The sequence below is a fragment of the Paenibacillus rhizolycopersici genome, assembly GCF_014947195.2.
Classification (GTDB): domain Bacteria; phylum Bacillota; class Bacilli; order Paenibacillales; family Paenibacillaceae; genus Fontibacillus; species Fontibacillus rhizolycopersici.
In genome coordinates this window covers 102,196-116,803 of sequence record NZ_JADCNN020000014.1, presented here as the reverse complement: position 1 = coordinate 116,803, position 14,608 = coordinate 102,196, and the positions used below count along the sequence as shown (strand labels likewise).

The window sequence follows — 14,608 nt, the reverse complement described above, 5'->3', positions numbered from 1 at the left end:
GCGGCGGCGGTCGGCAACGCCGCCGCCTCGTCCTGCTCCCCGGCCGCGCCGCCCGCATACGCGAGCAGGTTGCGCAGCAGCAAGCAAGCCTGCGGCACGCGATCCGCGTGGGCCATCAGCTCCAGCTGATTGGCCACCATCCGGCCGCGGCCGTGCCGGTATTCCAGCAGCGGCGACCACAGATCGCCGCCGTCGCCGAAATCGCCCGCGCTGCACTCCAGCAGCAGCGTGAAGTCGCCACGGACCGGCTTCTCGAAGGCGGCGCGGATGATCGGCAACGGGCCGTCTTCGGCAAGCTCCGGTTGCCAGAACATCAGGTCGTCGTCGCCGATCCCGGAGAGCGCCGGATGGCCGTAATCCCCGGCATGGGCGCGCTGGAACGGACGCCGCGACAGCGTCAGCTTCCCCAGAGATAACTGGTTCTGTTCCAGCAGCAGCAGCCGGCCGCCCTGGGCGACATACACCTGGAGCAGCCGCTCCAACGCGCCGTCCTCATCCTCTGCGTAACTCCCGATGACCAGAAGCCCGTCAGTCAGCAGACGACGGTCAGCCAACTGCTCCCGGTCCACCCGTTCACAGCCGGGCACTAGCCTGCGGATCGTCTCATAATCCGCATCGTTCCCCCAATAAGCCACCGGCCGGTTGACGGGGACGGGACGGCTCCGCAGGTTGGCGGACAGGATCCGGTAGTTCAACATCAGCTCATGCACCGGTTGTCCGTCGTGAATCAACGTTGCCGTGAGCTCCGCCTTTCCTTCCGATTGGACAGGCAGTGGTTGCCACCTGATCCGGAGTACCCGGGGCTCCGCCGGGCCTTGTGTGAAGTCGAAGCTTTGGTCATGGACGAGCGTCTCCCCTTGCTTCACGGTCAATTTCACCGTGACCCTCCGGGCCGAAAGCGTGTCATTGTACACGTCAAAGCTGCGGTCGATCGGCTGTTCGTCATAGAAGCAGCGATCGTATTCGGCGGCGATGATCGTTGCCGGCTTAAACGCCTCGGCCATAACGGCAAAAGCGGGATTCGGCCGATACCTCGGTTCTTCCTCCGGCAGCAAGCCGTTGTGGATCGTCAGCGAATAAGCCGGGATCACCTTCGGTTTCACGCCGGGGAGATCAGCGTCGAGCGGCGGCGGGAGGACCACGTCCCGCTCGGGCATCGCCCGCATGAAGTAGTGGGCGAAATTAAACGTCGATATACCTGACACCTGCTGGCGCCGTGCAACCTCCACGAACAACCGCTCTTTCTCCGCCAGACCTAGGGTACTTTCATCGGTACCCCGGTAAGCCCGCAGCCCGACGTACATGCTGCTGTTCTGCGGGCAGATGTACCACCAGCCGCCATGTTCGCCAAAGGTTAGCGGAACGGTACGATCCCATTGTCCGATCGTTCCGTCGATGTTGTAATGTCGGCTCTCCACCTCCGTATGCGCTTTGGACAGCAGCCGGTTATCCCCTTCGGCAATAATCGCCCGCGTCGGATCCAGCTCTCGGATAGAAGTCATCAACCCGGGAAGATGCACCTTAAAGCCATCCCGTCCGTCCACCCAGCGCATCTCGTTTTGCACGCTCCAGAGGATGACGGACGGATGGTTCTTATCGCGCTGCACCAGCCGGCGTACATGCTTCCGGCAAGCTTCCAAAAAGTCGGGATGGTCCGCTTGCATCGATTTGCTCGAGCCGTAAATGGCCGTTTCGTCAACGATCAGCATCCCTTCCTCGTCGGCGATCCGTAGATAGTCTGCCGGGTAAGGCTCCGCGTGCAGCCGAATACTGTTTACTCCGACGGAGCGGCACATCCGGTACCAGTTACGGATATAACCTTCCGTCTGCTGGGTTCCGCCTTGAAAATGCCATGAGTCGCCGCGCAGGTTCAGCGGAATCCCGTTCAGCTTAAACTGCGGGCCTTCGCACCAGAACTCGCGAAAACCAAACGATTCCTCCCGCCGATCGATTACGCGTTCCCCGTCCAACAGTTCGAACTCCGCCCGGTACAGGAACGGCGAATCGGGGCTCCACCCCTTGGCGTCCGCCCAGTCCAAATCGAACGAAACGCGGAAGACTTCCCCGCCATGATCGTTCTCGCACAGCCGCTGCCACCGGGCAGAATCGGACGAAACCGGCTCAATCGCCCGTTCCGCCGTTAGAACCTGCCGCCCGGCACCGGTCACCGCCTCTGGGGGGCGTCCCCCATCCGGGCTCGAAGCCAGCACCCCCAGCTCGCAAACGCGAAGCCGGACACGTAGCGGTCTTTCCCCTGCAATCGCCGCCGCCTTCCCTCCCGCGCCGCCGATCACGGCGTCTGCCTCAAGCCGCCCGTTCCGGACGGAAGTGCGCAGGGTGACGTCCTCTACGGCCAGCGCCGGGTAACTCTCCAGATAAACATCCTGCCAGATTCCCCGGCAAACACTGCCAAACCAGGAACCGACGAGACCGGTCACCTTCTTGGCTCCAGAGGGTATCGTCGTTTGATCGAAGCTCCCGCAGACGAGATGCAGCTCATGCTCCTGCCCCGGCGTCACAAAAGACGTGATATCGAGTCTTAGCGGCAGGTAGCCGTCCTCCCATACGGCGATTTCTCTTCGGTCCAAATAGATGACGGCTTTCTGCATGATGCCGTCCAGTCTCAGCACGATTCGCTGCCCGGCCATCCCCTCCGGCACTCGAAAACAGCGATGCAGCACGCCAGCCTCGGCATCGTCCCATTCCTTTGGGTAACCGTACAAGTCCATCGGAACAAAGCCATGCTCGGGGATTTCGCCAAAACGCTTCCCCGGCCCCTGGGCGTAGGTTCGTCTCCAACTGGAAGGAACCCTCACCTTCTGTGCCTCATACACGAGGGATTCGGGCAGCGTGCGGCGCCGCAGCTCGCCGTACAGCGGCATAAAATCCCAATCTCCGTTCAAGCATAACGTATGACGCATCGTGTCTCCTCCTCCGTCCGGCGCGCGTGCAGTACAAGCTCCAGCTTCCGCCAAAGCTCCTGCCCTGCCGAAACTCCCGTCCACGGGATAAAATGCGGTTCCATCACTTCGGCCCAGCGTTCCGGCTTAAGCGACGTGTTCAGCTTTCCTTTGTAGGTTGCCGGCTCAAGGGTCGCAGGCTGCTCCGAATAGAAAAACAACAAGTTCTCGTGCAGCCCGATGATCCCGTATTTATCCCCGTCGCCCGGCTTTTCTTCTTGATATTGATAATGGTGGTAGATGTAGCTTGCGGCTTCCTCGGGCTTCAGTCGGGCCAGCCTTCCATAAGGTTCGGTCGAGCGATCCGAATGCCGCCAAGCCACATCGATAGCGGGTTGATGGTAATGAAAAATATCCGTCATCGGCGCCCACCGCCGCTCCATCCCCGTCCTTGTCCCCGTCTCCAACTCCCCTCCTGGCCAAACGGCCAACCGCTCACCAGCCGCCATCAGCAACTGCTCCGGCGGAACCGTCTCCCGCAAGCATTCATAATACAGATAGAACCGTTTCCCGTCGGCAAAAAGGCTGAGATGATCCACCTCCAGCCGTTCCATCGCTTCGGCCAGCTCAAACGAAACCTCCGGCCCCCGCCAGATCTCAGCCTTCTCCACTCCATCTAGACCTTCGGCCCGGTAAATACACCGTTTCATGGCCAACCTCCCAATCGATCGGGGAAATCTATTCGAAAATTCGCATAGATTTCCCCCGTTTACGTCGATTTCAAAGCAATATACTTGAAATTTCATATACAATGAGGCTTCTGAAAGACGAAAGCCCTTAATCTATATGAAAAATCATATAGAATCCCGATTTCTGGCCGCGATCGAGGAAATGTATTCGAAAAATCGAATACAATGAGTTCGACCCGGCTCGCCCGCCAAATGTGTAGTAACTTGCTTGTCGAGAAGTGCCAGCCGTCTCTTGCCCCAGCCCTAACTAAGGGTCACGGATTCAACGATACCCGAATATCGTCAAACAGCAGATAGTCGAACCCGCTGACATAAAAACCAACCTTGCCCGTTGGCCGATGATTCAGATCGGTGCCGGCGATTCGCAGCGAGCCGTCTACGTAAGCGGCGACATCGCCGTCCTTGACGACCACCTTCACCGCATATTCCGTATCCGGCTGCAGGTCAAGGCCCGGCAAATCGGCTTCCGCCAGCTTCTGCCAGCTGGTGTCGTACAGGATCCAGCCGGAGGTCCCGTCCGCCCGCGTCCGGTAGCCGATGCGGGTGGAACCAACCGCGTCTTGCCGGTCGAAAATATACATCACCCCGCCGTTCTCAGGCATCGAGGACGGCGTCTTCAGCGTAAACTCCAGTACATAGGACTCGAAGTTTCGGTCCAATAGACCGGTAGCGCCGTTCAGAATCTTGTAGCGGCGATTACCGTCCGGATCCGCCGTGATGCTGCGGTTCGGATCAATCGGCCAACCGTTGCCGCCGTTCTCGAAGTTGGTCTCATGCATCACGTTGGAGACGGTCACCGTAATGTCCGCTTGGATGAGCGGATTTACCGTAGACACCGCCGTGATGATCGTTTCCCCTTCATAAACGGCGTTCACGACGCCCATGGCATCCACCGTCGCCACCGCCGGATCGGCCGATTGCCACGCAACCTCCGTCTCCGGCGTATCCGATGGATCGAAGGTGAGCTGCAATTGCCGCTGTTCTCCAGGAACCATCCGCACCTGGCTCTCAACGGGAAGGATGCCGGCCAGCTCCGTCGACAGCGCCTTAAGCCGGATATCGTCAAACAACATGTAGCTAACGCCGGCGACGTAGAACCCGACTTTTCCCTCGGCGTTGTGTCCGGGATCCTGGCCTTTCAGGCGGAGACCGCCGTCCACATACACGCTGATGTCGCCGCCTTTGACGAGCATTTTGACTTCATATTCCGTGTTTGGCTGTAAGTCGTGGCCCGGCAGTTTCACTTCCTTCAGAATCGCCCAAGCAGGATCGTACAGAAGCCAGGCCGAGCTGCCGTCCGCCCGGGTTTTGTAGCCGATCCGGCTGGACCCGCTGCCAACCTGGCGATCAAAGATGTATAGGGTCGCAGCGTTCCCGATCGTCTCCGGCGTCTTCAGCTTGAAGCTCAGCTCGTATTCGGAGAACGATTTGGAGCTTAGCGCCGAGGCTCCATTCAGCACCTTATACCAGCGGTTGTCCCCTTCCTTGACGATGCTTCGGTTCGCATCCTGGGGCCAGCCGTTCGACCCCGATTCGAAATCGGTAAAGTCCATCACGCCGTCGCCGGCTGCCACCGTAACGTTCACCGTGGTCGTGAACAGCGGATTTTCCGCCGACGCTACCGTGATGACCGTTTGACCTACCGCCAGTCCGGTGACAACGCCGCCTCCGTCGACCGAAGCGATGGCTGGATCGGCCGAGGTGAAAATCAGCGCCGGATTGTCGGCATTCCAGGGAAGAACCGCCGTCCGCAGCTTCGCCGTCTTCCAGCGATCGACCGTGACGTTGTCGTCATAAACCGCGACGCCCTGCACCGGGTAGCTGTCTTGACCGAGAGTCGTGCCCGCTTTGCCTTGGACACCGATCTGATCAAACGGGATATCCGGAAACCCGGGAATCTGCTGGAACACTTCCGCATCCGGACGCAACGACAGATCCCCTCCCGCCAGATCAACGAAGCCGGGATCCTCCTGCGCCACCCAGTTGTTGGCATATTGAATCAGCCCAAATTTGTCGTACGCCCCGTTTTCGTTCGTCGTCGTACTGCGTGGGACCACCGGATTGTAGATCACATTCCCCTGAAACGTATTCGTGTCCGGGTAATAACGGTTTTCCGTGAAGAAATCAGCCAGTTCCGGGTATTTCGCCAGATAAGGCGTCCCTACGAAATCGTTGTTGGCCGCAAACAAAGCCAGCCACTTCGGCATGTAATTCTTCGGCACCTGATCGTCCGGATCATCGCCTAGAAACAAATCCGCGAAATCGTAAGGCACCTTACTGTCCACAAAAATATTGTTGCGCGTCAGAATGTGGGATCCCCCGTTGTTCTTAATCGCCGAATTGCCCATTTTATAGAAAATGTTCTCGTCGATCGTCAGACCCATCGTAAAATTGTCGGGATATACGCCTTCAACCCCGGGTTTCGTTTCCCCGATATGATGGAAATAATTGCGCCGAATCACGGTTCCGCGCTCCTGCGGCGTTTCGCCGGCGTTCATGTAGATCGCGCCGAGGTCGGAGAACGTTTTGCATACATCGTAAATGTTGTTGTATTCCACCACATGGTCGTTGCCAAAAATCAACACCCCGGGATGAGGCGCGTCATGCAGTTCGTTGTGTTGCATCCGATTGCCCACGCCCGATAGCAGAACGCCGGGATTATAGGCCTTGTGATAATAGGCAAAATCGTGGATATGGGAATTTTTCACGACGTTTCTGCCTGGCGAGAGCGTCGTTTTGTTGCCGCCCGTCAGGGTCACGGCCGTCCCGCCGATATGATGGATATGCGTGTTTTCGATCGCGTGGTCTGTGCCGGGGACGCCGTCGAAGTCGTTGTAATAAAACCGGCTTTGCGTGTTCACCAGGACGCCGCTGTTGGTAAAGTTGCGGATTTCGCTGTTCTGGATCTTCATATGGCTGCCGCCCATGAACACCGCCGCCGAATCGCGGCCGTTCTCCAGGATCAACTCGGAGAAGTTGATGTGCGAAGCGTTCAGCGCATTGATCATCGGCGATTTCAGCATCGTGACTTCAATCGTCGGATCGACCGTCATAAATTCCGCATTCGGCAGAAAATATAGCTTCCCCGCGGAACGGTCAATGTAATACTCGCCGGGCATATCGATTTCCTCCAGCAAGTTTTGCGCGAAGTGGAAATCGGGGTACCAGTTCTTGAAGATCCCGCTCATCTCTCCGTAACGAAGCGTAATGCTTTTGGCGACCGGATCGATCGAGGCGATCTTGTTATACGACCACTCCCAGCTATAGCCGAAAATCCCGTCCAGCCAAATGTCGTCCGCCTGCATCCAATATTGCGGACGATCATACGTGTACGTAAACGTCCCCCCTCGCGTATGCACTTCTCCGTTCGGGTCTTTCCGCGTCGGACCGGGATCGAGGATCTCGTCCATTTGAACGGTACCCTCGTTCGGCCAGCGCGCCAGCGTCATGCCCTGCCCGTTGATGTACAATTCCATGGGCGGCACCTCGCTGAGATCGTTGGCGAGATAATACCCGTGGCGGCTTAAGTTCCCATAGTCCGTGATGCCAAGTCCCGCCAAATCCGCCACCAGCACCTTCTCTCGCGCTTCAGCGCTGATGATGCGGCTACGCACGGCCTCGTCGGTAACCGGAACAAATGCCGACTTCTCCAGCTGTTCGGAACCGGAGATCACCACCTTCTCGCCGGGGTACGCCGCATAGGTGATCGGTTTGCCCGCACTACCCGAATCCTGTTCCCGCAGTTCAAAGCTCGCTGATCGCTCGTAGCGGCCTTCCCGTAAATAGACCGTAACGCCTCCGGGCGGCAAGCCTTTCTCCGCTTTTAGTTCGCGAATGGCATCCCGGGCTTTCTCCAGGGTTCGAAACGGGGCCTTCTTGCTCCCGCTGTTGGAATCACTGCCGTTTGTGGCCACGTAATAAACCGTGGCGCGGGGCTGACCGGAATTGCCGGGATGGCTGTTTTCCGCCGCGGAAACCGCAGGCGATGCTACAGGATTTAACGTGAATAACAGACTGGCGATCATCAGCACAAGCCAACTTTTTTTCGTCATCGTTCTTCTTCATCCTCTCGCATGCGATATGAACGGCTTTGCCCAATCTCTGCGGGCAAAGCCGTCCCTCACAGCGGGTTCCTCCCTATCTCCGCTCCACGTACTCTCGTTCAGGCGAGTCCGATTACTTTAAGCCTTGTTCCTTTAAGAACGCTTCAAACTGACGCGTAACCTCTTCCACATATTTGACTTCGCCCGCTTCCTTCAGCTTGCCGTACAGCACAGGCCACGTTTCGTCGAAGTCCAGTGTACCGGTGAGGATCCCCCGCTTATATTCGCCCCACACCGCGTTCAGGTTGGCGATCTCCGTGTTCACCGGTTCGGAATTGAACTTGAAGGCGCCAATCGGATTAACTTCGGCTTCCTGATTGATTTTTTTCGTTTCTTCCCATACGTTCTCCGGCTGTCCTTCCTTCAGGTAGGAATTGAATACGCTGCCGAAAACCCAGTCCATATTCGGGCGGTACCGGGTATCCGCCAAGGCTTCAATATAATCGCCGGACAGTTTTTTGTAATGGACGTCTTCAATCCCGTTACAGATCAGGTTGTAAAGCTCTTTGTCGGTGTTGATCAGATTGAGCAGCATCATTGCCCGCTCCGGATTCGGCGAAGTGCGGCTGATCGACTGGTTGGTCGCTGCTGAATAACCGTTGGAATACCAGTTGCTGATCGGAACGGTGATGACTTCGTTGCCGCCGTTTTTCGCCATCACCTCGGCCTCTACGCCCGGCTTCAGCGTCACGTTATACTCCACCGCAATCTGTCCTTTGGTTTGATAATCCGCGAAGTTGGCTGTTGCTGCATCCTTGTAGATATACCCTTCTTTGTACCATTTGCTGACCAGTCGGAAATTGTTCAGCTCTTCCTCAGGATAACGGTACAACGTGTAAGTCGGATCGTTGGTCTTGACGAAGAAATGGCCGTCGACCCCTGGAACCCCCCAAAACTGATCGTCATGCACCTGAGGAATGAAATCGAAGTAATTGCCGAAATTGCCAAACGGGATGATATCCGGTTCGTTTTGCTTGATTTGGGCCAGGAACGGCTCAATGTCCTCGATTTTTTGGATGGATGCCGGATCCAGCCCGTACTTGTCGGCAAATCGCTTCTGCACGATATACCCGTAACGATTGCCGTTGATCTGTTGGTTCGGAATGCCGTAGATTTTCCCGTCGACGGTCAAGCCATCCCACATGACCTGCGGGACATCCGCTTTCAGTTCGGGAGCGTACTTGTCTAGCAGCTCATCGATCGGCTGGATCGCCCCTTTGCGTACCAGCTCCTCCGGCTTCAGCATGTAGCCGGTCCAGAGAATGTCAAACTTCTCGCCTGCGGCCAGCACGGTGTTCATCTTCTGCACATAGTCGCCGATGGCGATCGGCATCATTTTGACGGTGGCGTTCAGCTTCTCCTTCGTGATCTTGTTGACCGCTTCCTCCACCTTCGTTTGATCCGCCTGAAGTTGGGAAAGCGGATAATACCAGGTCAACGTGACGGGCTCAAGATCGGTTGTGCCTCCCGTCTCCGCCGTTGGAGCATTTGCACCTTCCCCGCCGTTTCCAGCGTTTCCGCTGTTGCCGTTGTTCCCGTTACCGCCGCAGGCTGCAAGTACGGATGCCGCCAGCAGAACCACTGTCAAAATTCCGATTAGCCTTCTTCTCATGTCATGACCTCCTATGTTTCATTTGGATTGTTCTATGTTAACCCTTGAGGGAGCCAACCGTAAGCCCTTTCACGAAAAACCGTTGAAAGAATGGAAAGATCACCAGCATCGGTCCGCCGGCTAGAACGGCGATGGCCATTCGTGCCGAGTTATTGGGAAAGCTCGACAGATCGATACCCAATTGCTGCGTAAACTCGGAATTGGAGGTAAGAAACTCGATGCTTTTTAGGGTTCGCACCAGCAACAGCTGCAGTGGCACCTTGTTCGGATCGTCGATATACAGCATCCCGTTGAACCACTCGTTCCAGTAGGTGAAGGAGATCAACAGGCCCAGCGTGGCCAGCGCCGGCGTGGACAGCGGCAGGATAATGCGGAAGAAGATACGATATTCCCGCGCCCCGTCGATTTTGGCCGACTCGATGATTTCAATCGGGATTTTCGACATGAACCCTTTCATCACCATAATGTTAAACGGCGACAGCAGCACCGGCAGGATTAACGCCAGCAAGCTGTCCTTCAGGTGCAAGTATTGCGTCATCAGGATGTACGAAGGCACCAACCCGCCGCTGAACAGCATCGTGAAGAACACGTAAAACGTCGTAATCCGGTTATACCGGTAGTCCGGCCTGGAGATGACGTAAGCGGTCATCGCGGTTAATAGCAAGCCGGTCAACGCTCCGATTACGGTCACCGTGATCGTCACCCCGTAGGCCCTTAGCAAAATATCAGGAGCGTCCAGCAAATATCGGTACGCGTTCAAGCTGAACGATTCGGGAATGAACTGATAACCGTTTTGAGTCAACGACTTCTCGTCGGTCAAGGATACGGCAACAACAAGCAGAAACGGAAGAATGACGACCAGCGATAGGACAACAAACAGGAGATGTAGTCCGATTTGAGAAAGTTTGATCGTTTTAGGCATTGTCGCATCCCCTCCTTACCATAGCGAATGATCGGGATTGATTTTTCGCACGATACCGTTTGCCAGCAGCACCAGAATGAACCCGACCACCGATTGATAAAATCCCGTTGCCGCGGACATGCTCACGTTTCCTACTTCGCGCAGCGCCCGATAAACATAGGTATCGATAATATCCGTAGAGCCGTACAGGAAACCGGAGTTGTTCGGAATGAAGTAATGCAGCCCGAAATCCCCGCGGAACATGTTCCCGATGGATAAGATCAGCATGATAATGACAAGCGGTGCCAGGAGCGGAATCGTGATTTTTAACGCCATCTGCCGTTTCGTCGCCCCATCCATCCTCGCCGCCTCGTAGTACTCGCCGTTGATGCCGACAATGCCAGCGAAATAGATCAGCGTGTTGAACCCTACCGCTTTCCATAACTGAACCAGAATTAAAATGAACGGCCACGACCCGGCATTTTGATACCAACTGATCGGATCCATGCCGAAAGCTTCGAGCGTGCGGTTAATGAATCCGTCCGAATGATTTAAGAACGCGTAGGCCACATACCCCACCAGTACCCACGATAAAAAATAGGGCAAAAACAAGGCCGTCTGGTAATACTTGCTCCATTTCGCCTTCACTTCGTTCAGCAGAATCGCAAGTAGGAGCGCCGCAGCCGCCGTGGTGATAATGTAAGCCGCATTGTACAGCACCGTATTGCGCGTAATGCGCCAGGCCGCATCCGTGGAGAACAAATATCGGAAATTTTCCAGCCCCACCCATTTACTGCCGAACATGCCGAGGTCATACCTGTAATTCTTAAATGCAATAATCAGTCCGACCATGGGGAGATAAGCAAAGATCAGCTTATACACGATCCCCGGTAATGACAGCACGAACAGCTCCCGGTTGTTTCGAAAATGGTGAAGCTCCCTTCGCATCCATGAATCCCTTTTCAACATTTCAAAGCCCCTTCCTTTCCATCCGTCTTGCCTGCGACGATGGCTTTGCACGTCTAACGATAGCGCAGCTACGGGCCACATCGTTACTGTACAATTTCAGGATTGCTGTATAGGAAGGCTGTAACAATTTCAGATTGCTGTATCGAGACGTCAAAAACCCGCAGGCGGTAGCTCCCGCTGCGGGTTCTTAAGGTAGGAAAAGTTCATGTGTTGCGGTCGATGGCCGCTTTCAGGCGGTATTCCTTTGGCGTGGCTCCGTAACGCCGTTTGAATAGCCGATAGAAGTAGCTCTCATTGCCGAAGCCGACTTTCTCCATGATTTCCGTTACGGTCAATTGCTGTTGCTCGAGATACACCCGGGCTTGAGCCAAACGGACTTCGTTAATCCGGTCGACGACCGACAGCCCCTCCTCCGCTTTGTAGACCTGTCCCAAATGAACGGAGCTCATTTTTAGCATGTCGGCGATTTTTTGCACATTAAGGTCGGGATCGGCGTAATGCTTGTCGATGATTTCCTTGACGGTATCGGCCAGCAGCCGGTTTTTGTTCTCGCGTCCGCTGCGGCGTTGCTCGAGTACTTCCTCCACCACCTCCAGGAGTACGGCCTCGATTTCGGTTAGCGTTTCCTGCTCCAAAATACGTCGGTTGATGGCTTGGAGGTTCACCGAGACCGGGTTAGCGTTATGATGGTTCATTTCGCCCAACGTGTTGCTTAGGGCCACGGTCAAATGCAGCAGTCCGGAATACATATTCTCAAAGCTGAATCCTTTAAGAAGCCGGATCCAGCTGCGGATCGCCTGCTCGGTTTCCTCCGGATCTCCGCTCTTCAGCCCTTCCGTCAATCGCCGTTCCAGCTCCTGCGGGACGCGGAACGCCTCATTGGTCTCGTTAGCGCGCAGCTGTTCCGATTCCAGGATCGCTCCTTTGCCCACAATCATACGGTAGTTGGCACGCCGCACCACCAGGTTATAATGCGCCGTAAGCTTGCGGTAATCCTCGAACACGTCGCTTAAGGTTACCGTGAAGGTAATCCGGTAATAGCGGAGAATCATGCCTTGTAGCTCGGCAAAGCGCTCTCCCAGCTTCTCCAGCGCTTCCGTGCCTCCGCCGACGATGAAGACGAGATGGCCGCTTTTCATATCCGCAGCTTCGCAGGAACCGCCGTTCCCAAGCAGCTCCTGGCCGATATTGGCGACGGCGAAGTAGAGCAGCGACTCTGCCGCGGGGCCCTGCTGTTTGGCCAATTCATGGGCATCGTCGATCTGCACCAACGCCAGGCGAAGCGGCGACGGGTACGCAATGTCGATGCCATATTGCGCTTTAAGCCTTAGAAAGGCCGGCTCCTCCAGGCTTTCGCTCAGACTGATCAAGCTGCGCAGGTGATACAGCTTCGCGATGTTCCACTGCGACGCCCGCTCCTGCTCCAACCCCTTGAGTTTACCCAGCATTTCCGTTACGTTATCCGCGATGAGCGACAGCTCATCCTTGGAATTTGTTGACGGTCGTCCTCCCGGAGGAGGGACCAAAGCAAGCAGATGGCCGACCGGTTTATATAGCCGCAGCGCAAAGAAAACGGACAACAACACGGCCAGGAGCGCCACGGATAACGTAACCGCAATTTCCGTCCATCTCATTTGCCGCACGCTGCCTAGCACATCATCATAGTCCTGTAAGCTGATGATTTGCCAGTTGTTTAGGGCTTTGCTTAAATAGGTGACCTTGTATTTGCTTCCATCCTGCGCGTAGATAAACGAGTCGAGCGATTGTTCTGAAGCCGCGATACGCCGAAGAACATCCTTGGTATCAAGTCCTTCAGGAAGCTGGCGATCGTTAGACATCAGCAGCCGACCCGCGCCGTCGGTAACGAACAGCAAGTCGTTCTCTCGGTCGACCACCCGATTAAGCGCTTTCAGATTGTCCAGCATCCACCCGGGCTTCACCGTCAGAATCAACACGTCGTCGTTGACGGAGCCTAGCGTAAGCCCGTCGTACACAAAAAAGGCGAATACGTCGATTCCTTCGTTCCCGCCGTCCAGGTCAAGCGGTAAGAGCTGCAGCTTCGGGAGTTCGCTGTCTGAAGCCATGATTTTCTCCAAAGCCCCGTACAACTGACCGTTGTCCATCCCGTGGTTCAGCGACGAGAAGAAACGACCCTGCTTGCCGTTGTAAAATACGATGGCGTGCAAATAAGGGGAGGTCGCCACCATTTTGTTCAGCCGTTCGATTTTTAAAATACTCTGTTTATAGTCCCCCCCGGACTTTAGCGCGATCATCTCTTCATCGTTGTAGAGGGATACCGCCAGATCTTTGACGATCCCGTTCATGTTCTCGATATTGTAGTTAAGTTGAGTGAGCAATTTGCGGTCGGCGTCGTTTTGCAGGCTCAGCACCTTATCGCGGGCGACGGAGTTCAGGACGAGGGAGGCAATGGCAAGCATGGCGACTACGGGCATAAAGCTGAGCAGGATCCGCTGCAAATATTTGCGTGAGCGGAGCATTTGCAGCACATTCATCGGTTCTCACTCCCTGTAGATGACTTAGGGTTGCGTTCAAATATATTGGATTTCGGCATCGGGAGAATGCCTTGGTATCGGGTGCCCTAAATATATCGTTCGCATTTTGGGTTGTCAATCCTCCTCCTTCCACCGCGCCGTGAATTGTGACCGCGATCACCTTGCCGCTCCTTCAACAGCGTTATCCTTCGAAAGAGATGGACCAATGAGAAAGAAATAATGGATGCAGGAGGTCGTAACGTGGAGAAACTCGAGGTTAATTTCGAAAAAATGTACTATGGTTTTCCGGTGATTCTAACCAGCTTTTACGATGAAAACGGGGTCGCGCATGTGACGCCGTCTTCGTCCTCTTATTCGCTCAAGGACATGGTTGTCCTGGGCTTCAACAGTAAGGGCTTTGCCGCACAGCATCTCAAGGCGGGCGCCGACTTCGTCGTTAACCTACCGGACCCTTCCCTGCAGGAGTCGGTCAGCTACTGCGGTTCGCGTTCCGGCTCGGAAGGCAGCAAGTTCGCCGCAGCCAGCCTAACGCCGGAGGCTTCGGAGCATGTTCATGCGCCTGTCGTCAAGGAATGTCCCATCTCGATCGCCTGCCGGGTCGTGGAAGTTGTCGAAAGCGAGCATTTCCCGGGCTTGACCCATATCATGGGGCGAATCATCAGCCGCTCCGTAGCCAAGGAATATTTGAATGCGGAGAGACGCTTGCAGATCGGCAAGATCAATCCGATCATCTATGGCGGGGACGGGGTCAACAAGGGGTTCCGGTTTTTGCAGGAGAGCTGACAGCTATACTCCTTACAACATCTCCCTACACGAAAAAGCTGCTTCATCGCTATCAAAGCGACGAAGCAGCTTTTTGCT

The 14,608-nt window shown here is 55.7% G+C and carries 8 protein-coding genes; 1 reads left to right on the top strand and 7 read right to left on the bottom strand.

What is annotated here, in order from left to right:
• From IM700_RS15625 to IM700_RS15595, 7 genes are all read right to left on the bottom strand, one after another.
• Nucleotides 1-2,921, bottom strand: a 2,921-nt coding sequence (locus tag IM700_RS15625) for a glycoside hydrolase family 2 protein (RefSeq protein ID WP_204801171.1), incomplete at its 3' end; no start/stop codon positions are given.
• Nucleotides 2,900-3,610, bottom strand: a complete 711-nt coding sequence (locus tag IM700_RS15620; protein ID WP_193416517.1) for a hypothetical protein — start codon at nucleotides 3,608-3,610, stop codon at nucleotides 2,900-2,902. The genes IM700_RS15620 and IM700_RS15625, both read right to left, overlap by 22 nt.
• Nucleotides 3,611-3,903: 293 nt before the next feature.
• Nucleotides 3,904-7,701 (bottom strand): Ig-like domain-containing protein, encoded by a 3,798-nt coding sequence (locus IM700_RS15615; protein ID WP_239483944.1) that lies wholly within the window; start codon nucleotides 7,699-7,701, stop codon nucleotides 3,904-3,906.
• A 124-nt stretch (nucleotides 7,702-7,825) separates the two neighbouring features.
• On the bottom strand, nucleotides 7,826-9,364 hold the full coding sequence (locus tag IM700_RS15610) for an ABC transporter substrate-binding protein (protein WP_193416518.1): 1,539 nt from the start codon (nucleotides 9,362-9,364) through the stop codon (nucleotides 7,826-7,828).
• A 37-nt stretch (nucleotides 9,365-9,401) separates the two neighbouring features.
• A complete protein-coding gene (locus tag IM700_RS15605; RefSeq protein ID WP_155605751.1) occupies nucleotides 9,402-10,286 on the bottom strand; it encodes a carbohydrate ABC transporter permease in 885 nt (294 codons plus the stop codon).
• Nucleotides 10,287-10,301: 15 nt separating this feature from the next.
• Nucleotides 10,302-11,234: an ABC transporter permease gene (locus tag IM700_RS15600; protein WP_239483943.1), complete on the bottom strand. Its 933-nt coding sequence runs from the start codon at nucleotides 11,232-11,234 to the stop codon at nucleotides 10,302-10,304.
• 203 nt (nucleotides 11,235-11,437) lie between these two features.
• Nucleotides 11,438-13,747 carry a helix-turn-helix domain-containing protein gene (locus IM700_RS15595; RefSeq protein WP_155605753.1) on the bottom strand — a complete coding sequence of 770 codons (2,310 nt, stop codon included), beginning with the start codon at nucleotides 13,745-13,747 and terminating at the stop codon, nucleotides 11,438-11,440.
• 240 nt (nucleotides 13,748-13,987) lie between these two features.
• Here IM700_RS15595 and IM700_RS15590 point away from each other — a divergent pair, with 240 nt between their 5' ends.
• On the top strand, nucleotides 13,988-14,530 hold the full coding sequence (locus tag IM700_RS15590) for a flavin reductase (protein WP_193416520.1): 543 nt from the start codon (nucleotides 13,988-13,990) through the stop codon (nucleotides 14,528-14,530).
• The last annotated feature ends 78 nt before the right edge of the window (nucleotides 14,531-14,608 follow it).

Bases quoted from the DNA above. Each gene is read 5' to 3' on its own strand.
- IM700_RS15605 (WP_155605751.1), bottom strand. From the start codon at position 10,286: ATGCCTAAAACGATCAAACTTTCTCAAATCGGACTACATCTCCTGTTT.
- IM700_RS15595 (WP_155605753.1), bottom strand. From the start codon at position 13,747: ATGAATGTGCTGCAAATGCTCCGCTCACGCAAATATTTGCAGCGGATC.
- IM700_RS15600 (WP_239483943.1), bottom strand. From the start codon at position 11,234: ATGTTGAAAAGGGATTCATGGATGCGAAGGGAGCTTCACCATTTTCGA.
- IM700_RS15615 (WP_239483944.1), bottom strand. From the start codon at position 7,701: ATGACGAAAAAAAGTTGGCTTGTGCTGATGATCGCCAGTCTGTTATTC.
- IM700_RS15610 (WP_193416518.1), bottom strand. From the start codon at position 9,364: ATGAGAAGAAGGCTAATCGGAATTTTGACAGTGGTTCTGCTGGCGGCA.
- IM700_RS15620 (WP_193416517.1), bottom strand. From the start codon at position 3,610: ATGAAACGGTGTATTTACCGGGCCGAAGGTCTAGATGGAGTGGAGAAG.